This window comes from Buchnera aphidicola (Hyperomyzus lactucae) (genome assembly GCF_005081705.1).
In the GTDB taxonomy this organism is placed as follows: Bacteria; Pseudomonadota; Gammaproteobacteria; order Enterobacterales; family Enterobacteriaceae; genus Buchnera; species Buchnera aphidicola_Y.
Window position 1 is genome coordinate 358802 of record NZ_CP034876.1, and the last position, 25074, is coordinate 383875.

The window sequence follows — 25074 nt, forward strand, 5'->3', positions numbered from 1 at the left end:
TAAGGAAGTTACAAAATGGCTAAGATTAAAGGTCAAGTTAAGTGGTTCAACGAGTCTAAAGGTTTTGGTTTTATTACGCCATCAGATGGAAGCAAAGATGTCTTTGTTCATTTTTCTTCAATTCAAGGAAACGGCTTTAAGACCTTGAGTGAAGGACAAAACGTTGAATTTGAAATTCAAGATGGACAAAAAGGTCCTGCTGCAGTAAATGTTTTTTCTATATAAAATAAATACTAGTTAAGAAAAAATTTTTAAAAAGCCCTCTGTGATAAAAAATCAGAGGACTTCATTTTTTCAAAGATATTTAATACTTTTAAAAAATTAATAACTTCATACATGAATTCTCTCAAAATCTGTTCATTCGCATGATCTTTTTTATCCAAAACTATTTTTAATATTCTAGATATAATCAAATAAAGAGTATATCGACATAAGATATTTTATATCTCAGATGTATTAAATATTATGCTGTCCTATTTTTTTTTATGGAGTTTTTCTGATGGAGTTTTTTTTAGACCCGTCAACTTGGGCCGGCTTATTAACACTAGTTATCCTAGAAGTAGTATTAGGAATTGATAATTTAATATTTGTAGCAATTTTATCAGAAAAACTACCTCCTAATCAAAGAGATAAAGCGCGTTTAATTGGTTTAGGATTAGCTCTAGTGATGCGTTTAGCATTACTATCATTAATATCTTGGGTTGTAACACTCACTTCTCCTATTATTCACAACCATTTTTTCTCTTTATCAATACGTGATATAATTCTTTTATTTGGTGGTTTGTTTTTATTATTTAAAACTACAATGGAATTACATGAAAGATTAGAAAACAATCATCATGAAAATTCAGAAAATAAAAATTACGCAGGTTTTTGGGCTGTAGTAATTCAAATAGTCGTATTAGACGCAGTTTTTTCTTTAGACGCAATAATAACGGCTGTTGGTATGGTTAATCAATTATTAATTATGATGATAGCAGTTATATTGGCAACTATATTAATGTTATTAGCATCAAAAAAATTAACTAATTTTATTAATCTTCATCAAACAGTAGTAGTACTATGTCTTAGTTTTTTATTAATGATTGGTTTTAGTTTAGTGACGGAAGCATTAAGATTTTGTATTCCTAAAGGATATTTATACGCAGCAATAGGATTTTCTATTTTAATTGAAATTTTTAATCAAATAGCTCGTCATAATTTCATGAAAAATCAATCTAGAAGACCCATGAGACAAAGAGCAGCTGAAACTATTTTGCGTTTAATGATAAAAGAAAAAAATAAAAATAAACAAAAAAAAGAAATAAAAAATAATAATAAAAAAACAGAATCTATTGAATCATCATCAGAAATAGAAACATTTAAAGATGAAGAAAGATATATGATAAATGGTGTTTTAACCTTAGCTGGACGTTCTATTAGAAGTATAATGACTCCTCGAGGTAATATTTCTTGGGTAAATACAGAAAAAAGCACTGATGAAATTCGAATGCAATTATTAGATACTCCACATAGTTTATTTCCAGTTTGCAAGGGAGAATTAGATGAAATAATAGGTATTGTACGTGCTAAAGAATTACTTGTTGCTATTGAAAAAAAAATAGACGTATCTACTTTTGCAAGTAAAATATTACCAATAATTATACCGGACACCTTAGACCCTATCAATCTTCTTGGTGTACTTCGCCGTGCTCAAGGTAGTTTTGTGATTGTCAGTAACGAGTTTGGAGTCATACAAGGATTAATTACTCCTTTAGATGTTTTAGAAGCTATAGCAGGAGAATTTCCAGATGCTGACGAAACACCAGACATTATACAAGAAAATAATAGTTGGCTAGTAAAAGGTGAAACCGACTTGCATTCATTACAACAATTACTCAATACAGAAGAATTAATTAAAGAAAAAAATTACGCCTCTTTAGGCGGTCTGTTAATTGCTCAAAAAGGTCAACTACCTCTTCCAGGAGAAACTATTTACATTCATCCTTTTAATTTTCATATTATTAAAGCAACAGAATATCGAATTGATTTAGTCAGAATTATTAAAAATCAAGATGAAAAACTTAAATAATTCTTCAAGAAATTCAATAAGTCATTGAGAAAATTATGTCCAATATAATTTTAGCTATTGATAGTTCAATGGATTGTTGTTCAGTTGCTATATATAAAAATCAATATATTTATTCTCTATCAGAGATGTGCAAAAAAAAACATACAATAAAAATTTTGCCTATGATTCAAAAAGTATTATTTCAAACTAAAACCAAATTACAAGAACTAAACTATGTCTCTTTTGCAAAAGGACCGGGAAATTTTACAGGCATACGTATCGCTGCAAGTATTGCACAAAGTTTCTCTTTAAGTTTGCAGATCCCTATTATTAGTGTTTCTACACTAGCAATTATAGCCGAAAAAGCATGGCGAAAATATAAGAAAAAATATATCATATTTGCAGTTGATGCAAAAAAAACAGAAGTATATTGGGCAAAATATACAAGAAATAGTCAAAATATTTGGACTGGAGAAAATACAGAATCTTTAATAAAAAAAAAATTAATCAAAGATAAAATTAGCAATTTAAAAAATAATTGGACTCTTATCGGTAATGGATGGGAATCAATCGAATACAAAAATTTTTTAAACGTAAATAAATTTCATTATTTTTTACCTAATGCACAAGATATAATTCCATTTGTTTTATTAAAAATAAAAAACTTAAAAACATCTTGTTCTAAAGATAATGATATAAATTATATATATGATCATTTTTAAAAAATGATATATTATAATTAATAACAATCAATACTGAAATATTAAATATACTTCAGTATTGATTGCATTAAATTGAAATAAATAATAAAGTATATATGTAAATATTAATATTCTCATTATTAATTTAATATATTTTAGTGAGTACTTTAATCGGGTAAAATAATATTTAATTCTAATATAGAAATATCTTCTTTTTTTTGTTCTAATTGAACCGTTACCATATTTGGTTCTATATTTACATATTTACAAATTACAGATAGTATTTCACGTTTTAATTGTGGGAAATAATCTGGTTCATTGTTATATTTTCTTTGTTCTGCAACAATTATTTGCAATCTCTCTTTTGCAACATTGGCAGTATTTTTATGACGGGATAAAAAAAAATCCAACAAAGCCATACCTATCTCCCGAATAAACGTTGTAAAAAACTTTTTTTAGCTTCTTCAATAAAGCGAAAACTACATTCTTGTCCTAATAATCGATTAACGGTGTCATAATAAGCGCATCCCGCATTTGAATGGACATCTAAGATAATAGATTCTCCTTGATTAGAAGCGCGAAGAACTGATGTGTCTTCTGGGATTACACCTATTATTGGTATTTGGAGAATATCTAAAACATCTTTCATACTTAACATCTCACCTTTTTTAACACGTGTAGGATTGTAGCGTGTTAACAAAAGGTACTCTTTTATGGGAACGTTATTTTGTTCAGCTCTTTTTGATTTAGATGCGATAATTCCTAAGATTCGATCAGAATCTCGTACTGAGGAAACTTCGGGATTAGTAGTAATGATAGCTTCATCCGCAAAATATATTGCTAAAATGGCACCAGTTTCAATGCCCGCCGGTGAATCGCAAATAATAAAATCGAATTTCATTTTTATAAGTTCTTTGAAAACTTTTTCGACTCCTTCACGTGTTAAAGCATCTTTATCTCTAGTCTGAGATGCTGGGAGGATAAATAAATTATTTGTTTTTTTATCTTTTATCAAAGCCTGATTAAGTGTTGCATCGCCTTGTATTACATTAATAAAATCATATACCACTCTACGTTCGCATCCCATTATTAAATCTAAATTTCTTAATCCTATATCAAAATCTATAACAATCGTTTTCTTGCCCCTTTGTGCTAAACCAGTTGCAATAGCTGCACTTGAAGTAGTTTTACCTACACCTCCCTTCCCTGAAGTTACTACAATAATCCGTGTCATATAAAAAAATCCTTTAAAAAATACACTTAACCGAGAGAATTAATCGTTAAAAATTTATTTCTTAAGTAAATTTGAACTGATTTTCCAATAAATTCAGCTGGTATTTGATCTGATAACCAATATTCACCAGATATAGAAACAAGTTCAGCAAATAATGCTGTGCAAAATATTTTTCTTGTTGTGTCTCCATCAGCACCTGCAAGAACTCTTCCACGAACTACACCATAAATATGAATATTTCCATCTGCGACTAACTCAGCTCCAGCACTAACATTATTAACTACTATCAAATCAGCATGTTTTGCATAAATTTTTTGACCTGAACGTACAGGTATATCTATAATATGAGTTTTTTCTATTTTTTTTGTGATTGCTATTTTTGTTTTTTCTGTAGAAGCGATCGAGATATCATTGATGAGATTTTTATTTTTCTTTTTGCTTTCTGATAAAATAGGCAATCCTGAATTAATAATAATTCTTTTTAATGTTTTATCTTCACAACCGCTTACTCCTATAACAAAAAAACCATGAGACATAATAATTTCTTGTATTTTCTTCCAATCTGATACATTACATAAGCCTGATACATTAACAATAACAGGTGCGTTTTTAAAAAATTTTGGACATTCTTGAATTTTTTTATATAATGATTCATTAATCAAATCTATATTATGATTATTTAAATACATTACTAGTAATGTAAAATTACTACCCTTAATTTCAATGGATGTTTTTAGCATATTTATTGCTCAATAATATATACTTATATTCACATAAAATTTATATATCATTTTTATATCTGATTATAAATAAAAAAAAAAGAATTTATGCAAGTGAATTATAGTATAAATACTATATGATAACAATTTCTATTTTTTAATTAAAAAAAACAATACTTTTATAAGTATATTTTTAAAAAATAAATTAAAAACATTTTAAAAATATTACAAAGGAAAAAAATATTTTGTTTTTGTGTAAAAGCAGCAAACTTATATTGCGTCATAGCAGTATATTTAAAACTAAAAAAGTATTTTTTTCAGGAAATATACAAGATAATTTTCCTTTACGCCTCTCCACTGTTAATACAAAAATAAATCTTTATAAATATAATATATATATTAATTTAAAAAAGAATGTAAAAAATATAAAAAATATTCATATTTATAATAATTTATTAGTTTCACAAGAAATGATTCAAAACTGCGATACAATAATTTATTATTGGCCAAAAGATAAATCCGAAGCACAATTTCAATTAATAAATTTAATTTCACATTTACAAATAAATACTGAAATTTTTATTGTAGGAGAAAATTCTAGTGGAGTAAGAAGTGCGCCATTAATTTTTAAAAACTGGATTACTTTAAATAAAATAGATAGCGCAAAACATTCTCTTTTAATTTCAGGATTTTTAAAAAAACAAAAAAAATTTATATTAGAAGATTTTTTTAAGACACACATATGGAAAAAGTGTTTTATACAATCTCTTCCAGGTGTTTTTGGTTATAAAAAAATAGATGAAGGTAGCGAGCTACTCGCTTCTACTTTTACAAAAAATATAAGTGGGAAAGTTTTAGATATAGGTTCCGGAACGGGATTTTTATCAGCATCACTACTTTGTATTTCTCCTCAAGCAATTCTAACACTAGTTGATAATAATATAGCTGCATTAAAATGCAGCCAATATACACTTGATTCAAATCAATTAAAAGGAACAGTAATATGTAGTGATTTATACTCAAATATATGTCAAAAATTTGATTTGATTATTTCCAATCCACCTTTTCATGAAGATTTAAAAATTAATTTTAATATAATAAAAAAAATAATTTATGCTTCTAAAAAATATTTAACATTAGAAGGAGAATTAAGATTTGTAGTCAACAGTTTTTTAAATTGTGATAATTTATTAGAAAAGATATTTAAAAAATACTTTATATTAAAAAAAACAAACAAATATAAGATATATCAAGCTTTTTTAAAATAAAAATGTATGGTACCCGGAGCGGGACTTGAACCCGCAAAGCTTTAAAGCCGAGGGATTTTAAGTCCCTTGTGTCTACCAATTTCACCATCCGGGCTAATTTTTTAGAGGCGTATCCCGGAATCGAACCGGGCTATACGGATTTGCAATCCGCCACATATCCAATCTGTCAACACGCCTATAACATCATTATAGAAAAAAAAAATAAAAATTACAAATAATTTTTTTTAAATTCATTTATAAAAATAAACTAAAATTATCTTTGCAATATATAATATAATCATTTATTATTAGGATAATATCCTATTTAAGTTATTTTTTTATATCGGAGAGGTGGCCGAGTGGTTTAAGGCAGCGGTCTTGAAAACCGCCGACGAGCAATCGTCCGAGAGTTCGAATCTCTCTCTCTCCGAAATAATATAAAATAAAACTTAATAATAACTATCCTTCCATCGATATAATCAAAAAAACTATAACTAAATCAAACATTTAAGATATATATAAATTTTTATTGAATATCAGATAAAACTTCAATTTCTACGCGACGATCTGGAGCTAAGCAACTAATTAATAAAGGTTTGTTTTCTATATCTTTACAAACTTGATTAGTTAATGGATACGCGTTTCCCATACCTTGTACTGTGATGTTTTCTCTAGAAAAACCTCGAGATGTTAAATAATTTTTAATACTATATGCGCGATCTTCAGATAATTTTTGATTATATTCTGAATTGCCTATTTTATCAGCATGTCCTAAAAGAACAATCGAGATATTTTTTAGTTTCATCTTTTTTAGATCACTTTCTAATTTATCAAGTTTATCATAAGCAATCGGTTTTAATTCTGTGCTATTAAAAGGAAAATTAATATTTTCATTCAATATACTATATTTAGTAGTATTTAATAATTCATCATCATAAGATGAAAAAACATCATTAATATCAGGTTTTCCAAATTTCCATCCTAAAGAAAAAACAGCATCTCCGATAGAAGGTTTAATAGATGAATTCATTATGTTTTGAACACTATTATTCCAACTATAATCTAATCTAGTAATAAATTTTTTATTAAAAATATATTCGGCACCTAAAGAAACACTAGGTAATAATTTACTTTCTTTAGTAAACATGTTTTGTAAATCTTGTTTAGAAGAAAGATTATCCCAAGGAATCATACTACCTAATTTTGTATAAACATGAAAATTGTCTGTGATTGGATAAGATAGCTTTGTTGATAACTGCAGTCTATTAGACTGTATATATTTTTGATCTTTTTGATCTTTTTGAAACATTAAATGAGGAGCAAAACCATTAGTATCATTTTCTATTTCAAAACCAAAATAAGGATTAAATTCGTATCCTAAAAATAATCCAATAATTGGAGCACTAAATTTGTCTTTTAAAACATCAATTTTACTAAAATAGTCATTTTTAGAATTATTAACAACATATTTTAAAGGATCAAATTGAGACCATCCAATCTTAGTACCTAGATACCATCCATTTTTTTCTTCAGCTTGAACAGACGTGACTAAGCTTGCTAATAAAAATACGATAGCAAGAGTTCGTTTTTTCATTTGAAACTCCATTATTTTTAGATGAATGATAAGTCATATGAAATATATGTATTTTTTTATAATAGTACGTAAATATGATTTAAAAAATAATTGAGTAACTTCAAATACAGTTATATTTTAATATTCTTTAAAATCATATTATATAATAAATATCACATTAATTATATAATAATGATTACATATCATGTATATATGATTAATATGATACTAATTTATTTCAAGAATTTTTATCAAAAAAATGTAATAAATGTATTCCTAAAAAATGTAACATAAAAAAATATCCAATTCCAGATACAAATAGAACAAAAAATAAACGAGCAATTTTATACAAAAAAGAACCTATACTCCATAAGGGCATATAATATAGTATAAAAAATACAATCAAAATCATCGTTAATGTTGATATAATGACACTCATAAGAAAAATTAATTCGCTATATTTTAAATATATAATTTTTTTTTGATGTAACTTCCAATAAAGTAATGACAAATTTACCCATCCAGATATGCTTGCGGATAAAGCAAGACCGGCATGTTTAAAATAAAAAATTAAAAATGGATTCATTAATTGAGTCAAAAAAAGTGTAAATAATGAAATCTTCATAGGAATATTTATTTCTTCACGAGCATAAAAAGCAGAAGATAAAATTTTTACTAAAATAAAAGAAATCAAACCAAAAGAATATAATTCTAATGTTTTTTTTGTCATTAAAACATCAAGATCTGTAAACTTTCCATATTGGAAAAGAACTATAACTATTGGTTTTGCTAGAAAAAAAAGTATTGCTGAAATTGGAATGGATACAATTACACCAACACGTAACCCCCAATTAATTAATTTTTTATATTCCAATATTATACCGGATTTATAACTCTTAGTAAGAGATGTAAATAAAATAGTACTTAATGATACACCCAATATTCCTACTGGAAATTCTATTAATCGATCAGCATAATAAATCCAAGATATTGATCCAGAATTGAGTGATGAACTAAAAATAGTATTTATCACTAAAGAAATTTGATTAGCAGAAGCACCTAAAATAGCGGGACCTATTTTTTTTAAAATCTTCAAAAGACCAATATTATTCCAATTTATACTTGGTAAAACTAACATATTGATTTTATATAAAAAAGGAAGTTGATAACATAGCTGCAATAAACCACCTATGATTACAGCCCATGCTAGTGCAATAATAGAGGGATGAAAAAAAGCACTAAAAAATAAAGAAAAAATAATAATACTAATATTTAAAAATATTGGAGATAGAGCTGGAATAGAAAAATAGTTCCAACTATTTAAAATTGATGAAAACAATGAAGACAAAGAAATCAATAAAATATAAGGAAATATTATTTTTAATAAACATGTAGATACTCTTAATTTTTCAGGAATTTCTGTAAAGCCTGGTGCACTAATTAAAATTAAAAAACGAGAATAAAATATTCCCAATATTGTCGTTATCAACAAAACAAAGATCATAAAGCCAAATATAGAAGAAATAAAATTTTGTATATATTTCTCATTTTTATTCACTCTATATTCCATTAATATAGGAATAAAGGCCTGAGAAAATGCACCGTCAAAAAAAATGCGACGTAGTAAGTTAGGAATTTTAAAGGATATAAAAAAAGCATCGGTAAACATAGAAGCACCGAATATACTAGCTATTAAAATATCTCTAATAAAACCTAATATACGAGATATTAAAGTCATAAAACTTACTGATATTAAAGATTTTAAAAGTTTCATTCTACACTAACCTATAAATATAAAAAGATATTTTAATTTTTCTTAATGAGATAAACATGTTATATATTAAAGACTAATTATGAAAAATGACTTTTAAAAAATAATTTCAGTTTATATAAAAATATTTATTTAAAAAATATTGATAATTTAAAATTATTTAAAACAATTCTACTTAATCATAAGGAAAATATGCCTGAAATTATAAGAAAAATTACAATTATAAAACCTGATGATTGGCATGTTCATTTAAGAGATAATGAAATTTTAAAAAAAGTTATTCATTATACCGGTAAATTTTATAATAGAGCTTTAATTATGCCAAACCTTGACAGTCCTATTACTAATTGTTTTAAAAGTATTCATTATCGTAGCAAAATTTTAAATGCAATGAACTTGAAGTATAAATTCCAGCCATTAATGACTTGCTATTTGACTCGATTTACAATGCCTGAAGAACTAAAAATTGGGTTTTCTAAAAAAATATTCATAGCAGCTAAATTATACCCTAATGATTCTACAACCAATTCAAAAACAGGTATAAAAGATATCAGTTACATTATCCGAGTTCTAGAGTGCATGGAACAAATAGGAATGCCATTACTTATTCATGGCGAAGAGATCGATCAAAATATTGATATTTATGATAGAGAAGCAAAATTTATTGAAAATACTTTAGAACCCCTACGAAATAAATTTCCAAAATTAAAAATAGTATTGGAACATATTACAACTAAAGAATCTGTAGAATATATTAAAAAAAGCGATCCTTATTATCTTTCTGCTACTATTACACCACATCATTTAATGCATAATCGAAATGATATGTTTTTTGGTGGAATTCAACCATATCTTTATTGTTTACCTGTTTTAAAAAACAAAACTGATCAAATAGCATTAAGAGAAGCTATAGCTAGCGGAGATAGACATTTTTTTTTAGGAAGCGATACAGCACCTCATTTACATAAAAATAAAATTAATATTGTAGGACGAGCAGGTATATTTAATGCTCCTTCTTCTTTATTGTGTTATGTTCAAGTGTTTGAAGAAATGAATGCTTTAAAGTATTTACAATCTTTTTGTTCTGAAAACGGTCCGAAATTTTACAACATGCCTATTAATAAAAAAACTATAACTCTTGTGAAGAGTTCATATAGAGTCATTAAAAAAATTAATGTTGGAAAAAACAATATAATTGTTCCATTTTTAGCAGGTAAAAATTTAAATTGGTCTATTGAAGATTGATTCTGATTTAATTGTATTTTAAAAATATTTAGTTTTTTAAATTTCCTTTAATATTATAAGTAATACATGTTTTATATGATGGTAGTAGTTCTAAAAAATATTGATTTAAATAAAATTTTTTATTGATAAGAATTTTGTTTTTAAGATTTAATTCTCTCAATAACAAACATTGCTTTACTATTTTATTCCAATAATTATGCAATTGGTAATTATTTTTATAGGGTGCAAATATACCATATTTTTTTTCAAGAACTATCCTATTTTTATTTAATAAAAAATATTTTTTCAATAATATTTTTTTTTTAGTTAATTCTAATTTTTCTCCATTTTGATAAGAATGCAATAAATTATAATATTCTTGGTTTAGTATAATTCCTAAAGAAGATAAAATATTTTCTATTTTTTTTATTGTATCTATTAAATTATTCATTTGTCTATATTCCTATCAATATATAATTGTATCAAATAAAAATATTTTTTTACAGGGGAACAATTACTTCACCATTTTTATTAATAATTCCCGTAATAATTTTGCCATTTTTTGTTTTTACACGTATCTTGTCATTTTGAACCCCATTACCTAACGATGTGGCTTTAGAAGAAATAGAAAAATTACTTCCTTTCATAATAATAGTTACTTGTTGATTAACTTTCACTAACCATAATGGCCTCGTCATTAAAGATGTTATTGCTTGTAATGGAAAAATATCACGTAAATTTACTCTATTGATAACATCTTTTTTCTTTCGATAGGTATTAGTAGGTAATATATCTAGTCGTCCTATTAAAATTTTCAAGTCTGATTCTTGTATTTTAGTTCCCCTTGGAATTTGTCTGCTTGCTACAATATATTCTCCTTGAGCTTGAATTTCTACTTTTAAGTAATAATGTTGTTCAGAACAGGTCAAAAGAACATCTATCAAACCCAGACAATCAAAATTATTTAAGATAGAAAAAATAGGTTTTTTACAATATGTATTTTTTTTTAATGGAGTACGTATTATGATGTGTATATTATCCTTACTATAAGGATATTCTTTTTTAAAAAAATTATTTAATTCCTTAGTTAAACTAATAGCATCAACTTTAAAAGATAAAAAAAATAATAAAAAATATATTGTTATTTTTATTAGAATCATTGTTGTCCTTAATTTAAATTAATTCAATAACTTATATACTATAGTGTTTTAAGATCATTTTCTTGATAGAAAATATTTAATAAAGGTATAATAAAAAAATATATGTTTATTTTTATTTTTTTACAAAAAACATCATGAAAAAATAGATATTCTTAAAAAAACAGAATAATATACTATATTTATATATTTCTTTAAAAATAAATTTTTATATTTAATATTTAAGGATCAAATATGTTTGATAAAATAAATAAAATTTTTGATTTTAGTCAGAATGCATTGAATCTTTATGCTAAAAGACAAGAAATTTTATCTTCTAATATTGCTAATGCTGATACACCTGGATATAAATCTATAGATATAGACTTTAAAAACGAACTGAGTAAAGTACTACAACAAAAAAATATAAAAAATAAAAATATTTTATTAAAAAAAACATCTCTTTATCATTTAAATGGAAAAAATAATCATTCATTTTCATTAAAATTTATACCTGTTGTAGATGCAAATCAAATTAAACCAGACGGCAATACAGTCGATATGGATAGAGAAAGAATTGAATTTATAGATAATAGCTTAAAATATCAATCAAGTTTGATCTTTATGAAAAATCAGATCAAAAATATAATGAGTGTCTTAAAAGGATAATATAGATTATGTCTCTTCTAAATATATTTAATATTGCAGGTTCAGCACTAACTGCACAGTCACAGAAAATAAATATCATTGCTAGTAATTTAGCTAATATGGAAAGCACTATATATAAGAATGGAAAATATTATCCATATATTGCAAAAACAGTTTTTTTTAAGTTTGATGGTTTAAAAGAAAATTCAAAAATAGGTGGAGTAAAAGTATCTAATATACTTGATGATACAACTCCCATGCCATTAATATATGATCCCAATCATCCTATGGCTAATAATAAAGGTTATGTTCTAACATCTAATGTCAATCCTATTACAGAAATGGTCAACAACATATCAGCATCGAGAAGTTATCAAGCAAACATAGAAGTATTAAAAACAGCTAAATCAATGATAATAAAAACACTAACAATTAGCGAATAATGAAAAAATGAGCACTATAAATGTTAATTCATCCATAGATAATACAGTAATAAAAAAAAATGGTAATGATTTTCAAAACAATTCTAATCCATTAGATTTACAAAAAAACTTTTTAAGTTTATTAATTGCACAAATTAAAAATCAAGATCCGACTGATCCTATTAAAAATACTGAATTGACATCACAATTAGCACAAATTAATACAGCAAGCGGAATTGAAAGATTAAATAGTACTGTAGGAAATTTTTCTAGTCAAATTAATCATACTCAAAACATTCAAGTATCTTCATTAATTGGACATCATGTCATGATACCAAATACTCAATTAGTACATACTGAAAATACTGAAACAAGATTTGGAATAGAGTTAATTGGAGACGCTACTATAGTAAAAATACAGATTACAGATGAAAATGAAAAAATTTTACATGTAAAAACGATAAAAAATGCTAAACCTGGAGTATATAGTTTTAAATGGGATGGTAAAGATTTAAATAAAAAAAATGTTATGACTGGAAAATATAATATTTTAGTTATAGCTAAAAACAAAGATCAAAATGTTCCTGTACAAAGCTTAAGTGCAGCATTAGTAAATAGCATTATCACGTCTTCTGGAGATCCTATTATTGATTTAGGAGCTTTAGGTAATACAACACTTTCAAAAATTCGTGAAATCTTCAAATAAAACAACTATGTTTATTTACTATAAATGAAAGGAGCGAATATATGTCGATTATGGACGCTATAAGTGGTTTACTTGTTAGTAATGATAACTTAGATATTATATCTAATAATATTGCAAACGCATCTACTATAGGATATAAATCTAGAAAGCCAATTTTTTTCAATATTTTTTCTCATTCTTTTTATTCAAATAGTACTAAAGGAAATGGTGTCGGAATTTCAAATATTGTACAAAACTTTAATAATGGAATGTTAGTTGAAACTGGTAGAGATTTAGATTTGGGAATTATAGAAGAAGGATTTTTCCGAGTTTTAGATTCTCAAGGTAATATACATTACACTAGAGATGGTCAATTTCTGCTTGATAGAAACAAAAATATTATTAATATGCAAGGAATGTATCTGACTGGAAAAAATATATCTCACTTACAAAATACATTAGATAATTCGTCTAACTTAACACCAATTAATTTACGAGATACTTTTATATTAAAAGAAAAACCTACTTCTTCTATTACATTGAAAACTATTTTAAATAGTAACACTGATCTTACTAAAAAAACAGATAATTCTAACGAAAATGTATCTGAATCAAAAGATTATAAAACTTATTTTAATATATATAATAAAGCTGGGAAAAAAGAAAAAATAGAGATTTCTTTTAATAAAATAAAAACAAATACATGGATGGTAAACATAAAATCTCAAGATTTTATTAATAATTCAAACAAAAAAAATATTGATACAAGTTTTGAATTAAAATTTAATTCTAATGGTGAATTAACTTCTGATAAAATATTCAATATTAAGTCAGAAAATTCAAAGTATGAAAATATTACTCTTAATTTAACTGATACTATAGAACAATCAGATGTTGATAATTCTTGGGAACAATATTCTCAAGATGGACATTCAAAAGGTTCTCTAAAAGCATTCAATATTTCCCCAAATGGTGAAATCATTGGAACTTATTCTAATGAAGAAGTAAAAGTAATAGGTCAAATATTACTATCAAAATTCATTAATCCTGAAAAGTTACAACCTGAAAGTGGTAATTTATGGTCTGCGACTCGAGAATCAGGAAAAGAAAATATAGGAATGGCGGGTAGTAATGGTTTTGGTTTTGTAACTCCAAGAACTTTAGAAGCATCAAACGTTGATTTAAATAAAGAATTAATAAATATGATTATAGCACAGCGTAATTATCAATCAAATGCTCAATCTTTTAAAACAGAAGATAAGATTATTAGTACATTAATTAATTTAAGATAATAAAATAGGATTAAATACTATAATGGAGAATTCAATATATAACTCTATGATTGCCGCTAATCAATTATTAGAAAAACAAACCGTCATTTCTAATAACTTAGCAAATATTTCTACCACTGGTTTTAAAGAAAAATTTAATTATGCATTACAAAACCAGTATGTTAAAAATTTATATAAAACTTATAACAAAATTACAAAAGAATATCATAATCTTTCCCCAGGAACATTAAATTACACAAAAAGAAATTTAGATTTATTTGTTCAAGATAATGGTTGGTTAACAGTTAAAGATATAAATGGTCAAGAAGCATACACAAAAAATGGTCATTTAAAAATAAATTTAAAGAGAATGTTAACCATTCAAGAAAATGAAGTAATAGGAAGTAATGGAAGTATAAGAATACCAAATAATGTCAATGTAAAAATTTTATCTGATGGAATCATTACTTCAATAGAAAAAAAGAACAATAGTTTTTTTAAAACTAAAATAGGTGCATTAAAATTAGTACGCTTGCCTATACAAGATCTGATACAAAAAGAAAATGGATTATTTTATCTTAAAAAAAATAATTTATTTAAAAACATTATAAATCATGATGATAGCATACACGTAAAATCGGGAATGTTGGAAGAAAGTAATGTTAATGCCGCAAAAAACATGATAGAGATGATATCTAATTCTAGACAATTTGACATTCAAATGAAAATGATATCTATATGTGATAAAAACGCTGAATATGCAAATCAGTTAATTAATATTAACAATTGAAAATAAACAGGATAAAAATATGATTCCTTCTTTATGGATTTCTAAAACTGGTCTTGATGCTCAACAGATTAATATGAATGTTATTTCTAACAATTTAGCTAACGTTAGTACTAATGGATTTAAACGTTCTAGAGCAGTTTTTGAAGATTTAATGTATCAAACAATACGTCAAGCAGGAACAAATTCATCAATGGATACAACTTTACCATCTGGATTACAATTGGGTACTGGAGTAAGACCAGTAGCTACTGAAAGAATTCATAGTCAAGGTAATCTGTCAAAAACAGATTCTTCAAAAGATGTAGCTATTAACGGACCGGGGTTTTTTCAAGTACAATTACCTGATGGCAATATAGCATATACACGAGATGGTTCTTTTCAATTAGATCAAAATGGTCAATTAGTCACTAATAGTGGTTTTCCTATCATACCGGAAATTAGCATTCCTCCTAATTCTACAAATATTAACATAGCAAGAGACGGTGTAATTAGTGTTGCACTACAAGGACAAACACAGCCTATTTTTGTTGGTCAATTAAATTTGATTAATTTTGTTAATCATTCTGGTCTAGAAAGTTTAGGAGAAAATTTATATCAAGAAACTCAAGCGTCAGGATCACCAATTGAAACTACTCCAGGTTTGAATGGTACAGGATTATTATATCAAGGGTATGTTGAAACTTCAAATGTTAACGTTGCTGAAGAATTAGTTAACATGATTCAAACTCAAAGAGCATATGAAATTAATAGTAAATCTATTAGTACATCAGATCAAATGTTACAAAAATTATCACAATTATAACCATTTAATTATATTAACATGTTTTATAAACGTGTTTAAAGAAAAATTTATATATTAAACGTCTATCATTAAAGGTAACTGTTTCGTGATAAAGTTGTTTATTTGTCGAATTAAATATTGTTTAACCGCTATTTTTTTATTAATAATTCAGAGCTGTTCTAACATTGAATATACACCCCTGGTAACAGGTACTACAACTGCTATAGCACCTGATTTTTTACCTAAAGTAATCAATGGCTCTTTATTTCAAGAAAAAATACCACTAAATTATGGGTATCAACCATTATTTGAAGATCATCGTCCACATAATGTTGGAGACATCATTACGGTTGTATTACAAGAAAATATAAGCGCAAGCAATAGTTCTATTACAAATGTTAGTCGAGATGGTAGTGCCAATCTAGGCATAACAATATCACCTGGTCAATTAAATCCTATGCTAGGTGTGAATTTAAAAGACAATACAACTGGATTTAATGGCATAGGAAAAAACGATTTTTCTGGGAAGGGTAGTAATTCAGCTAAAAATAAATTTACTGGACTCATTACTGTTACCGTGCAAAAAATACTTCCAAATAGTAATTTAAAAGTTATTGGAGAAAAACAAGTTGCTATTAATGAAGGAAAAGAATTTATTCGTTTTTCAGGTGTAATAAATCCTAATAATATTAATAAACATAACTTAATTTCTTCTACTCAAATTGCTGATGCACGTATTGAATATGTAAGTCATGGACGAATTAATGATGTGCAAAAAATGGGATGGTTACAGAGATTTTTACTAAAAATCTCTCCAATATAGATATTTTTTATGAAATTATATACATACTAAATTAAATTGACTCTCATAAAGAACATTCCCAGTTCTTTATGAGAAAAATATTGAACATTTAAAAAAATAAAAAGTTTTTTTATATTTAAAAGACTCATCGAAAAAATATATTTATATATACTATAATACTTTTAACAAGTGCATTCATAAAGGTTTTTTATGTCTAAGAAAATATTATTATTGATTAAATCAATTATTTTTATTCTTATAATTTCTTCATCTCCTTTGCATGCTGAAAAAATACGCGATTTAACTAGTATTCAAGGAATTCGGAATAACCAACTGATTGGTTATGGTTTAATAGTAGGTTTAGACGGTACAGGTGATCAAGCTACACAAACTCCATTTACTAATCAATCATTAAATAATATGCTATCACAATTAGGTATTAGTATTCCTTCAGATACTAGTATGAATTTAAAAAATGTAGCTGCAGTAATAGTTACAGCAAATTTACCTCCATTTAGTCACACAGGTGAACAAATAGATGTAATTGTTTCATCTATGGGAAATTCTAAAAGTCTTAGAGGGGGAACATTATTAATGACTCCTTTAAAAGGTACTGATAATCAAATTTATGCTATTGCTCAAGGAAATATATTAGTATCTGAAAAGAATAATTCTGAAAATAAATTTCATTATATTCATTCCAAACAAGTAAATTCTGGAAGAATTCATGATGGTGCAACCATTGAACGTGAAATAAATTCTAATTTTGGAAAACAAAAAACAATTAACTTACAATTAAATCAAGAAGATTTTAGTACAGCACAACGTATTAGCGACATGATCAATATAAAATATCCAGATACAGCTACACCAATTGATTCCAGAACAGTACAGTTAAATACTGTACCTAACAATGATGTTCAAGTACACATGCTTTCTAACATTCAAGATATAGATATTTCCTTACCGTCACAAAAAGCAAAAGTTGTAGTTAATCCTCGCACTGGTGAAGTTGTTATTAACGAAGCAGTAAAATTAGGTTCATGTGTAGTTTCAAATCATAACATGTCTATTATAGTGCACGAAATTATAGACAAAAAAAGAGATTTATACTTTTTAAAATCATTTATTAAAAAAGATGAAAAAAAAGAAACTTCTTTAGAAGATATAGTTGATAAGAATTATATGGAAAATCTTCTTTTACGTAAAGAAAACCTAAATAATATAGTTCGGGCTTTAAATAAATTAGGTACTAAACCTGATGAATTAATGTCTATTTTGCAATTAATGAAACGCGCTGGCTGTCTTAACGCTAAATTGGAAATTGTTTAATGAACGATAATTTATTGTTAAATATTTCAAATTATAACACAAAATTTATTAATGAACTAAAATATCAAGTACATAGCAATCCTAAAAAATACGCCTTGCAAACAGCTAGAGAAGTTGAAAGTGTATTTATTCAAATATTACTTAAAAATATGAGAAGTTCTTTATCAAAAGATACTTTGTTAGATAACAATCAAAGTCGTCTCTATACTGATATATATGATCAAAAATTATCAGAATATGTAAGTAAAAAAGGAATTGGATTGACTGATATTATTTTAAAACAAATACAACTAAAAAAAAATATTGAATAAATATATATATATATTAAATATGATTAATATGTACTATTCTACATTAGAAAATATGTTGTTTAATAAAACACATTTTATAAAGTAAGGAATAAAAATGAGTTCTATATTAAATACAGCTATTGCTGGTATTAACGCAATGAAAATTATGATTGATAATACTGTTAATAAAATTAATAATCCCACTCAAAAAAACACAGAGAAACGTGTTTTTTTGGAAAATACTATACAAGATTCTAATGTAAACACAGCAGTAAAAGTAAAAGAAATATACGATAATTATAATGATTTTATTACAGAAGAAAGAAGAAAAACTAATGTACAAGTTCAAGATGAACAAACTAAAATTGAACAACTATTAAAATTAGAAGATTTATTATGCGAAAAATCAAATATTTTTAATGAATTAATTAATGATTTATATGAACAAATAGACAAAGATATCCTTGTAGATAAAAAAAACATTATCAATGATAAAATAAAAGAAAAATTAAATAATATAATTTTCACTCTTCATGATTTTGATAAAAAATTAAAATTTCTAGAAAAAGATATAAAAGAATCAGTTGTAAATAATTTAAAAAAAGTGAATTCTTTAATTGATGAAATTCATGACATTACGATTGACATTCGCTATTTTCCTGTTTTTAAAATCCCTAATAAGGTTGAAAATCTTATGGAAAAAAGAGATAATTTAGTGGATGAATTAAATGATTTAATTGGAGTGAAAGTTGTTAAAGGTAACGATAGTTATAAAATTTATTTAAATAATGGAATGTCTATTATCAATAACAATCAAAAGCAAAACTTAATTCCACTTACATCTGAATCTGATGATAGATATATAAGTATAGGATATATCGATGATGATGAAAAAACAGTCAAAAAAATAGAAGATATGATCCCGAGTGCTTCTATAGGAGCTCTTTTAAAATTTAAAAGAGATGAATTAGCTAATGCAAGAAATAAAATCGGACAATTAACAATTAATTTTGCTGATAGTATTAATTCATACCACACATTAGGATATGATATGTTTGGGCATGTTGGTAAACAAATTTTTAATATTAGCAATCCAGAAATTATATCAAGTTCAAGCAATCGTACATATCCTCTAACATCTGTAAAGTGGGTTTCTACTAGCAATGCAAAAGCTACTGATTATATTCTATATTTTAAAAATAACAATTGGATGATAACAAGACTGTCAGATCGAACTCAAGTACAACCTAATATACGTCAAGAAAATAATGAAACATTAATTACTTTTGATGGAATGGAATTTTCAATACAAGAGGGAAATACTGATGGCAATATTTATATGATTAAACCATATTCTAAAACGCTAGAACAATTAGAACTATTAATTGATGACGACGAACCATTTGCATTCTCATCAGATAAAATAAGTATAAACAATCAAAATAGAAACAATGCTATAATAATAAAAAAATTCAATCAAGATCTTTTAGTAGATCATAAAGAAACTCTTGATACAGCATATCAAAATTTTTCTAAATCTATAGCTCATAAATGTAATGCTCTTGAAGAAGAATTACCTTTTAAAAAAAATATGATCAGAATACTTCATAATAAAAAAATATCTATGTCGAATAATATTGAACAGGATTATCAGAATTTAAATTATCAACAAGAATGTTATCTTGCAAATGTAAAGGTATTGCAAACAGCTGAAAGAATTTTTAATGAAATAATTGAATGCTATAGTTAATTATAAAAAATATATTTATAAAAAAATAAAAACTTACTTTATAAGTAAGTTTTTATTTTTTATATAACTAGATAGTTAAGTAACTCATATGTGAATATGTTTTTTAATTAATATTCAAAAATATAACATATTATAATAAAAATTTTTATTTAGGCTTTGAAACAGGAGAACTAGAACAATTTGTTGCAGAATGTGCTCCTGCAGAATTTTTTATTCTAATACTTGATTTCATTGTCAATAAATCAGAATTAATTGTTGTTTTTTCATTCTTTAACAACAATGTCTCAGAAATTTTTGTTATAGGTGCACTTGATTGATTTCTTTTATTTTCTCTTTTGTTAATGGTATTTAAAAATATATTTTTTTTATTTGAAATGAACAAACTGTTTTCTTTAGATGCTACCATTAATTTAGATTTGATAATATTTTGGATTGAAGGATTATTTTTTAAAAACTTTTTACATTCATATACTTCACTGTGTAATTGTTTTTTTCTAAAAAAATCATGATTTTTAATATATTTTTTATTTAGTGTTTTTTCTAAAAAAGTTTCATTGTTTTTTGTATCTACAGAAGATATAAATAATTTTTTTTTATTACTTATTTTTTTTTGTTTTTTTCTTTCATCTAATGTATATAGATGTTTAATCCAAACTTTGCCTAATGCTAATTCTAATGAAAATACTGAAGAAACATTTAATTTAGGAGATTGAATAAGATTTATATTTGCAGGATTTTTCTGTACGATTTTTTTTGTTAACATTTTAGAATAATTTATAAAATGATAAAATATAGTATTATAGTCAATATTAGTAATGCAACACTTATTGAGTGAAATATTTTTAAAAAAAATATTTTGATGCTTATATTCCTGTTTTAAATTAAAATTTTTCATTTTATGATTTTTGTGATTTGTATTTAAAACATTATTTGATTTATTTTTTATATTATAAAAAAAATTATATTCACTACATAATTTTATTTTTTTGTTTTTTAAATGTTCTATTTCATTATTTGTATAAAAATTATTAGATTTTTCTAAAGAGAAAGAATGACTTTTTTTAATTGATTTAAATTTTGCATTTTTTAAAGATAAATTTGTAATACTTTCACTTAAATTATACATCTCATTATCATGTTTTTTTTCTTTCGATAAATTTAATGATATATTTTTTTTTCTAAATAATTTAGATGAAATTGTTATCTTTTTTTTGTCATAATTATCTTCATTTAAAGAAACACGTTTTTTTTTTAAGAAAATACTATTTTTACCATGAATAGTATTATTTTTAAAAATTTCGCTTGTAATAAAAATATGTTTAACTAAAAAAGAACTTTTAAGCCAAGTGATTATTTTAAATATAAAATTATTATTATTTGACAGTTTTGTACAAAATTTTTTACAATTATTTTTTTGTGAAACATTTTCTTGTTCTTTGTTTATATTGTTAAAATTATTTTTAAACAAGTTACATTGCTTTAAATCTAATTTTTTTTTCTTTTTTCTTTCTAAAATCTTTTCTGTTAAGAAATGTGCTATTTTATTTTTTCGAATTTTAGAGAGAGAATAACTAATCGAATTTACACTTTCACCTTTTCGAATTCTAGATACAGAATAATGAGGTGTTTTCATTTTTTTACTAGGAATAATAATTGTTTTTCCGCCTGCTTGACGTTTTTCAATAGCATGTACAGCCGCTCTTTTTTCATTCAATAAATAACAGGCTATTTCTATAGGCACAATAGCATGTACTTCATATGTATTTTCTTTTAATGCTTCTTCTTCTATTAATCGCAAAATAGACAAAGACAAAGATTCATTATCTCTAATAGTTCCTGTTCCTGTACATCTAGGACAAATATGGTGACTAGATTCACTCAAAGATGAACTTAATCTTTGTCTGGACATTTCCAATAAACCAAATCGAGAAATATGACCAATTTGAATACGTGCTCTATCTTCACGAGCCATTTCGCGTAATCTGTTTTCAACAGATTTTTGATGAGTCATAGATGTCATATCTATAAAATCAATTACTATTAAACCTCCTAAGTCACGTAAACGTAATTGACGAGAAATCTCATTAACTGCTTCTAAATTAGTATTAAATGCTGTAGATTCAATATCTGCACCACTTGTAGACCGAGAAGAATTTATATCGATAGCAGTTAAAGCTTCTGTAGTATCTACCATAATTGAACCACCAGAAGGTAGTCTTACCTTTCTTTGAAAAGCAGAATCTATTTGTGTTTCAATTTGAAAATAACTGAAAAGAGGTACTTCTCCAGAGTACAGCTTAATCTTATTAATAAAATCTGGACGACCTAAAAAAGTAATATGTTTACGTGCTAAATCTAATGTTTTAGGATTATCAATGAGAATCTCTCCAATATCTTTTCGTAAATAATCTCTAAAAGCACGAAAAATAATATTGCTTTCTTGATGAATTAAAAATGGTGCTGTTCTGTTTTTTGCTATTATTTTTATTGTATCCCAATGTTGTAATCTGAGTGATAAATCCCATTTTAATGATTCTATAGATTTTCCTGCACCAGCAGTCCGAATAATTAAACTCATATCTTCAGGTAGTGTCAATAAAGATAAAAATTCCTTTAACACTATTCTATCATTACCTTCTATTCTTCTTGATATTCCACCTGCTTTAGGATTATTTGGCATAAGAACTAAATAACTGCCAGGCAAGCTAATAAAAGTAGTTAAAGCAGCACCTTTAGTTCCTCGTTCTTCCTTGTTTATTTGAACGATAACTTCTTGACCTTCTTGTAAAATATTTTTGATATTTTGATTCGAATCATGCATGTGATTTGTTGGAAAATAATTTTTAGAAATTTCTTTTAATGGTAAAAATCCATGCTTTTCTTCGCCATAATCTACAAAAGCAGCTTCCAAACTAGGTTCTATACGAGTAATTTTTCCTTTATAAATGTTTGATTTTTTTTGTTCTGATCCAGAATTTTCTATATCAAGATCATATAAACGCTGACCATCAACAAGGGCAATACGCAACTCTTCCTGCTGAGTTGCATTAATTAACATTCTTTTCATTATAACTTTTTCTCTCTTATTTTTATAAATAAGTAAATATATCTACAGGAAATATGAACTATTAAAAATCAATTTTTATTATTAAAAATATGAATTTTATTTTAAAATACTTATAAAAATAAGTTTTTTATTTAATATTTAAAATAAAAACATTAAAATATACATTTATAAAAATTAATATATATAAAATATCTTTAATTTTTTTGAATATAAAAGTTTTTAAAGTTAATTTAAATAATAACAAATAATTTATTTAATATATTTATATAAATAATTATATTATAATAAATAAAAATTAAAAAAATTACTTTTGAAATAGAGATTTTTTTAATGAAACATAAAATACTACCTATATCTATTATATATATCAATGAAGATATGATAAATCAAAGAATAGATAATTTTATGCATAGTAGATATAAAAATATACCAAAAAGTATGATCTATCGTATTATCAGAACAGGAAAAATTCGAATTAACAAAAAAAGAGTCAAACCACATTACAAATTAAAGATTCGAGATATATTAAAAATTCCACCAATAAAAATTTTATACAACAATTCAAAAAATATTTTTTTTCCTTTGAATCATGCTAAAAATTTATTAAATAGTATTTTATATGAAGATAAGCATTTATTAATTATTAATAAACCTTCAGGAATCGCCGTACATGGCGGAAGTGGATTAAATTTCGGGGTTATAGAATATTTCCGAAAGTTGCGTCCACTAGATAAGTTTCTTGAACTTATGCATCGTATTGATCGTGAAACATCAGGTATTTTAATATTAGCAAAAAAACGTACATCTTTAGCATTTTTGCATCAACAATTAAGAGAAAAAAAGATTAGAAAAGAATATATAGCATTAGTACATGGTTTATGGCCTGAACATATAAAAAAAATTTCTAAACCTTTGTTAAAAGCAAAAATACAAGAAAAACAAAAAAAAGTTTCAATTGATGAAAAAGGAAAACCTTCAGAAACACATTTTAAAATAAAAAAACAATTTTCTTCTTCAACACTATTATTGGTTACTCCAAAAACTGGTCGAACACATCAAATTCGTGTACATTCTTCATATGCAGGACATCCTATATTATTTGATAAACGTTATGGTAATAACAATTTAGACGCTGATATAAAAATGAAAAACAAATACAATATTAATAGGCTTTTACTCCACGCGTCTGAAATTCATTTTATTCACCCGGAAAATGGCAAAAAAATGTGTATAAAAGCACCATTAGATATAAATTTTAAAAATTATTTAAGTACTATAATATAATTTATTATATATAAAATTTAGTATATAAAAAATTATATTAATTTTATTCATCTGATTTCAAATTTACTAAATAGAGAAATATATATGGCAGTTCAAAAAAATAAGCCCACTCGTTCTAAAAGAGGAATGAGACGTTCTCATGATTCTCTAATAACACCAACGTTATCTGTAGATAAATTTTCTGGAGAAACGCATATTCGACATCACATTACTATTAACGGATATTATAAAGGCAAAAAAGTCATTTAAAAAAATTTCATCTAAAATGGTGCTTTTAAAAAGCATCATTTTATTAAA

General features: G+C 25.1%; 25 protein-coding genes and 3 tRNA genes. 18 read left to right on the top strand and 10 right to left on the bottom strand.

Annotation, left to right across the window (positions count from 1 at the left end; genetic code table 11):
* The first annotated feature begins 15 nt into the window (after window positions 1-15).
* The 3 genes from cspC (at window position 16) to tsaB (ending at window position 2772) form a co-directional block, all read left to right on the top strand.
* Window positions 16-225 (top strand): cold shock-like protein CspC, encoded by a 210-nt coding sequence (cspC, locus tag D9V68_RS01645; protein WP_158357713.1) that lies wholly within the window; start codon window positions 16-18, stop codon window positions 223-225.
* Window positions 226-499: 274 nt separating this feature from the next.
* The gene (locus D9V68_RS01650) at window positions 500-2071 is read left to right on the top strand and encodes a TerC family protein (protein ID WP_158357715.1); all 1572 of its coding nucleotides are present in this window, start codon (window positions 500-502) and stop codon (window positions 2069-2071) included.
* 35 nt (window positions 2072-2106) lie between these two features.
* The gene (tsaB, locus tag D9V68_RS01655) at window positions 2107-2772 is read left to right on the top strand and encodes a tRNA (adenosine(37)-N6)-threonylcarbamoyltransferase complex dimerization subunit type 1 TsaB (protein WP_158357717.1); all 666 of its coding nucleotides are present in this window, start codon (window positions 2107-2109) and stop codon (window positions 2770-2772) included.
* A 146-nt stretch (window positions 2773-2918) separates the two neighbouring features.
* On the opposite strand, the gene minE is transcribed toward tsaB, so the two are convergent.
* From minE to minC, 3 genes are read right to left on the bottom strand one after another with little or no spacing between them, the layout of a single operon-like run.
* Window positions 2919-3170 carry a cell division topological specificity factor MinE gene (gene minE / locus D9V68_RS01660; RefSeq protein WP_158357719.1) on the bottom strand — a complete coding sequence of 84 codons (252 nt, stop codon included), beginning with the start codon at window positions 3168-3170 and terminating at the stop codon, window positions 2919-2921.
* A gap of 2 nt (window positions 3171-3172) precedes the next feature.
* Window positions 3173-3985, bottom strand: coding sequence for a septum site-determining protein MinD (gene minD / locus D9V68_RS01665; protein WP_158357721.1), 813 nt, complete (start codon window positions 3983-3985; stop codon window positions 3173-3175).
* A gap of 26 nt (window positions 3986-4011) precedes the next feature.
* Window positions 4012-4725 (bottom strand): septum site-determining protein MinC, encoded by a 714-nt coding sequence (minC, locus tag D9V68_RS01670; protein ID WP_158357723.1) that lies wholly within the window; start codon window positions 4723-4725, stop codon window positions 4012-4014.
* A 230-nt stretch (window positions 4726-4955) separates the two neighbouring features.
* Here minC and rsmC point away from each other — a divergent pair, with 230 nt between their 5' ends.
* Complete coding sequence (gene rsmC, locus D9V68_RS01675) at window positions 4956-5972, top strand: 16S rRNA (guanine(1207)-N(2))-methyltransferase RsmC (RefSeq protein ID WP_261979604.1); 1017 nt, start codon at window positions 4956-4958, stop codon at window positions 5970-5972.
* 7 nt (window positions 5973-5979) lie between these two features.
* On the opposite strand, the gene D9V68_RS01680 is transcribed toward rsmC, so the two are convergent.
* Together D9V68_RS01680 and D9V68_RS01685 are read right to left on the bottom strand one after the other, a co-directional pair.
* Window positions 5980-6066: transfer RNA gene (locus D9V68_RS01680), tRNA-Leu, on the bottom strand.
* Between the two features lie 11 nt (window positions 6067-6077).
* Window positions 6078-6148, bottom strand: a tRNA-Cys gene (locus D9V68_RS01685).
* Window positions 6149-6296: 148 nt separating this feature from the next.
* Here D9V68_RS01685 and D9V68_RS01690 point away from each other — a divergent pair.
* Window positions 6297-6381, top strand: a tRNA-Ser gene (locus D9V68_RS01690).
* A 96-nt stretch (window positions 6382-6477) separates the two neighbouring features.
* Here D9V68_RS01690 and D9V68_RS01695 read toward each other — a convergent pair.
* Window positions 6478-7545, bottom strand: coding sequence for an OmpA family protein (locus D9V68_RS01695; protein WP_158357727.1), 1068 nt, complete (start codon window positions 7543-7545; stop codon window positions 6478-6480).
* Window positions 7546-7762: 217 nt separating this feature from the next.
* Window positions 7763-9298 carry a murein biosynthesis integral membrane protein MurJ gene (murJ, locus tag D9V68_RS01700; RefSeq protein ID WP_158357729.1) on the bottom strand — a complete coding sequence of 512 codons (1536 nt, stop codon included), beginning with the start codon at window positions 9296-9298 and terminating at the stop codon, window positions 7763-7765.
* A 189-nt stretch (window positions 9299-9487) separates the two neighbouring features.
* Between murJ and pyrC the strand changes: the two genes are divergently transcribed.
* Window positions 9488-10540, top strand: coding sequence for a dihydroorotase (gene pyrC, locus D9V68_RS01705; RefSeq protein WP_158357731.1), 1053 nt, complete (start codon window positions 9488-9490; stop codon window positions 10538-10540).
* A gap of 28 nt (window positions 10541-10568) precedes the next feature.
* Here the strand turns inward: pyrC and flgN are convergent, their stop codons facing one another.
* Together flgN and flgA are read right to left on the bottom strand one after the other, a co-directional pair.
* Window positions 10569-10970: a flagellar export chaperone FlgN gene (flgN, locus tag D9V68_RS01710; RefSeq protein WP_158357733.1), complete on the bottom strand. Its 402-nt coding sequence runs from the start codon at window positions 10968-10970 to the stop codon at window positions 10569-10571.
* A 49-nt stretch (window positions 10971-11019) separates the two neighbouring features.
* On the bottom strand, window positions 11020-11670 hold the full coding sequence (gene flgA / locus D9V68_RS01715; protein WP_158358262.1) for a flagellar basal body P-ring formation chaperone FlgA: 651 nt from the start codon (window positions 11668-11670) through the stop codon (window positions 11020-11022).
* A 240-nt stretch (window positions 11671-11910) separates the two neighbouring features.
* Here flgA and flgB point away from each other — a divergent pair, with 240 nt between their 5' ends.
* The 10 genes from flgB to D9V68_RS01765 all read left to right on the top strand — a co-directional run bounded on the left by flgB (window position 11911) and on the right by D9V68_RS01765 (window position 20426).
* Window positions 11911-12324: a flagellar basal body rod protein FlgB gene (flgB, locus tag D9V68_RS01720; protein ID WP_158357735.1), complete on the top strand. Its 414-nt coding sequence runs from the start codon at window positions 11911-11913 to the stop codon at window positions 12322-12324.
* Between the two features lie 8 nt (window positions 12325-12332).
* Window positions 12333-12746: a flagellar basal body rod protein FlgC gene (flgC, locus tag D9V68_RS01725; protein ID WP_158357737.1), complete on the top strand. Its 414-nt coding sequence runs from the start codon at window positions 12333-12335 to the stop codon at window positions 12744-12746.
* 7 nt (window positions 12747-12753) lie between these two features.
* Window positions 12754-13431: a flagellar hook assembly protein FlgD gene (locus D9V68_RS01730; RefSeq protein ID WP_158357739.1), complete on the top strand. Its 678-nt coding sequence runs from the start codon at window positions 12754-12756 to the stop codon at window positions 13429-13431.
* A gap of 41 nt (window positions 13432-13472) precedes the next feature.
* Window positions 13473-14702 (top strand): flagellar hook protein FlgE, encoded by a 1230-nt coding sequence (locus tag D9V68_RS01735; RefSeq protein ID WP_158357741.1) that lies wholly within the window; start codon window positions 13473-13475, stop codon window positions 14700-14702.
* Between the two features lie 22 nt (window positions 14703-14724).
* Window positions 14725-15471, top strand: coding sequence for a flagellar basal-body rod protein FlgF (gene flgF, locus D9V68_RS01740; RefSeq protein ID WP_158357743.1), 747 nt, complete (start codon window positions 14725-14727; stop codon window positions 15469-15471).
* Window positions 15472-15490: 19 nt separating this feature from the next.
* Window positions 15491-16273, top strand: coding sequence for a flagellar basal-body rod protein FlgG (gene flgG / locus D9V68_RS01745; protein WP_158357745.1), 783 nt, complete (start codon window positions 15491-15493; stop codon window positions 16271-16273).
* An 85-nt stretch (window positions 16274-16358) separates the two neighbouring features.
* Window positions 16359-17075 (top strand): flagellar basal body L-ring protein FlgH, encoded by a 717-nt coding sequence (locus D9V68_RS01750; protein WP_158357747.1) that lies wholly within the window; start codon window positions 16359-16361, stop codon window positions 17073-17075.
* Between the two features lie 189 nt (window positions 17076-17264).
* A complete protein-coding gene (locus D9V68_RS01755; RefSeq protein ID WP_158357749.1) occupies window positions 17265-18386 on the top strand; it encodes a flagellar basal body P-ring protein FlgI in 1122 nt (373 codons plus the stop codon).
* Entirely contained in the window at window positions 18386-18697 is a 312-nt protein-coding gene (locus tag D9V68_RS01760) for a rod-binding protein (protein ID WP_158357751.1), read from the top strand. The genes D9V68_RS01755 and D9V68_RS01760 overlap by 1 nt, the downstream gene beginning before the upstream one ends.
* Window positions 18698-18791: 94 nt before the next feature.
* Entirely contained in the window at window positions 18792-20426 is a 1635-nt protein-coding gene (locus tag D9V68_RS01765) for a flagellar hook-associated protein FlgK (RefSeq protein ID WP_158357753.1), read from the top strand.
* A 145-nt stretch (window positions 20427-20571) separates the two neighbouring features.
* Here D9V68_RS01765 and rne read toward each other — a convergent pair whose 3' ends face one another.
* A complete protein-coding gene (gene rne, locus D9V68_RS01770; protein WP_158357755.1) occupies window positions 20572-23493 on the bottom strand; it encodes a ribonuclease E in 2922 nt (973 codons plus the stop codon).
* Between the two features lie 330 nt (window positions 23494-23823).
* Between rne and rluC the strand changes: the two genes are divergently transcribed.
* Window positions 23824-24777: a 23S rRNA pseudouridine(955/2504/2580) synthase RluC gene (gene rluC, locus D9V68_RS01775; protein ID WP_158357757.1), complete on the top strand. Its 954-nt coding sequence runs from the start codon at window positions 23824-23826 to the stop codon at window positions 24775-24777.
* Window positions 24778-24861: 84 nt separating this feature from the next.
* Window positions 24862-25026 (top strand): 50S ribosomal protein L32, encoded by a 165-nt coding sequence (rpmF, locus tag D9V68_RS01780; protein ID WP_158357759.1) that lies wholly within the window; start codon window positions 24862-24864, stop codon window positions 25024-25026.
* Window positions 25027-25074 lie beyond the last annotated feature (48 nt).

Bases quoted from the DNA above. Each gene is read 5' to 3' on its own strand.
- cspC (WP_158357713.1), top strand. From the start codon at position 16: ATGGCTAAGATTAAAGGTCAAGTTAAGTGGTTCAACGAGTCTAAAGGT.
- D9V68_RS01650 (WP_158357715.1), top strand. From the start codon at position 500: ATGGAGTTTTTTTTAGACCCGTCAACTTGGGCCGGCTTATTAACACTA.
- tsaB (WP_158357717.1), top strand. From the start codon at position 2,107: ATGTCCAATATAATTTTAGCTATTGATAGTTCAATGGATTGTTGTTCA.
- minE (WP_158357719.1), bottom strand. From the start codon at position 3,170: ATGGCTTTGTTGGATTTTTTTTTATCCCGTCATAAAAATACTGCCAAT.
- minD (WP_158357721.1), bottom strand. From the start codon at position 3,985: ATGACACGGATTATTGTAGTAACTTCAGGGAAGGGAGGTGTAGGTAAA.
- minC (WP_158357723.1), bottom strand. From the start codon at position 4,725: ATGCTAAAAACATCCATTGAAATTAAGGGTAGTAATTTTACATTACTA.
- D9V68_RS01695 (WP_158357727.1), bottom strand. From the start codon at position 7,545: ATGAAAAAACGAACTCTTGCTATCGTATTTTTATTAGCAAGCTTAGTC.
- murJ (WP_158357729.1), bottom strand. From the start codon at position 9,298: ATGAAACTTTTAAAATCTTTAATATCAGTAAGTTTTATGACTTTAATA.
- pyrC (WP_158357731.1), top strand. From the start codon at position 9,488: ATGCCTGAAATTATAAGAAAAATTACAATTATAAAACCTGATGATTGG.
- flgN (WP_158357733.1), bottom strand. From the start codon at position 10,970: ATGAATAATTTAATAGATACAATAAAAAAAATAGAAAATATTTTATCT.
- flgB (WP_158357735.1), top strand. From the start codon at position 11,911: ATGTTTGATAAAATAAATAAAATTTTTGATTTTAGTCAGAATGCATTG.
- flgC (WP_158357737.1), top strand. From the start codon at position 12,333: ATGTCTCTTCTAAATATATTTAATATTGCAGGTTCAGCACTAACTGCA.
- D9V68_RS01730 (WP_158357739.1), top strand. From the start codon at position 12,754: ATGAGCACTATAAATGTTAATTCATCCATAGATAATACAGTAATAAAA.
- D9V68_RS01735 (WP_158357741.1), top strand. From the start codon at position 13,473: ATGTCGATTATGGACGCTATAAGTGGTTTACTTGTTAGTAATGATAAC.
- flgF (WP_158357743.1), top strand. From the start codon at position 14,725: ATGGAGAATTCAATATATAACTCTATGATTGCCGCTAATCAATTATTA.
- flgG (WP_158357745.1), top strand. From the start codon at position 15,491: ATGATTCCTTCTTTATGGATTTCTAAAACTGGTCTTGATGCTCAACAG.
- D9V68_RS01755 (WP_158357749.1), top strand. From the start codon at position 17,265: ATGTCTAAGAAAATATTATTATTGATTAAATCAATTATTTTTATTCTT.
- D9V68_RS01760 (WP_158357751.1), top strand. From the start codon at position 18,386: ATGAACGATAATTTATTGTTAAATATTTCAAATTATAACACAAAATTT.
- D9V68_RS01765 (WP_158357753.1), top strand. From the start codon at position 18,792: ATGAGTTCTATATTAAATACAGCTATTGCTGGTATTAACGCAATGAAA.
- rne (WP_158357755.1), bottom strand. From the start codon at position 23,493: ATGAAAAGAATGTTAATTAATGCAACTCAGCAGGAAGAGTTGCGTATT.
- rluC (WP_158357757.1), top strand. From the start codon at position 23,824: ATGAAACATAAAATACTACCTATATCTATTATATATATCAATGAAGAT.
- rpmF (WP_158357759.1), top strand. From the start codon at position 24,862: ATGGCAGTTCAAAAAAATAAGCCCACTCGTTCTAAAAGAGGAATGAGA.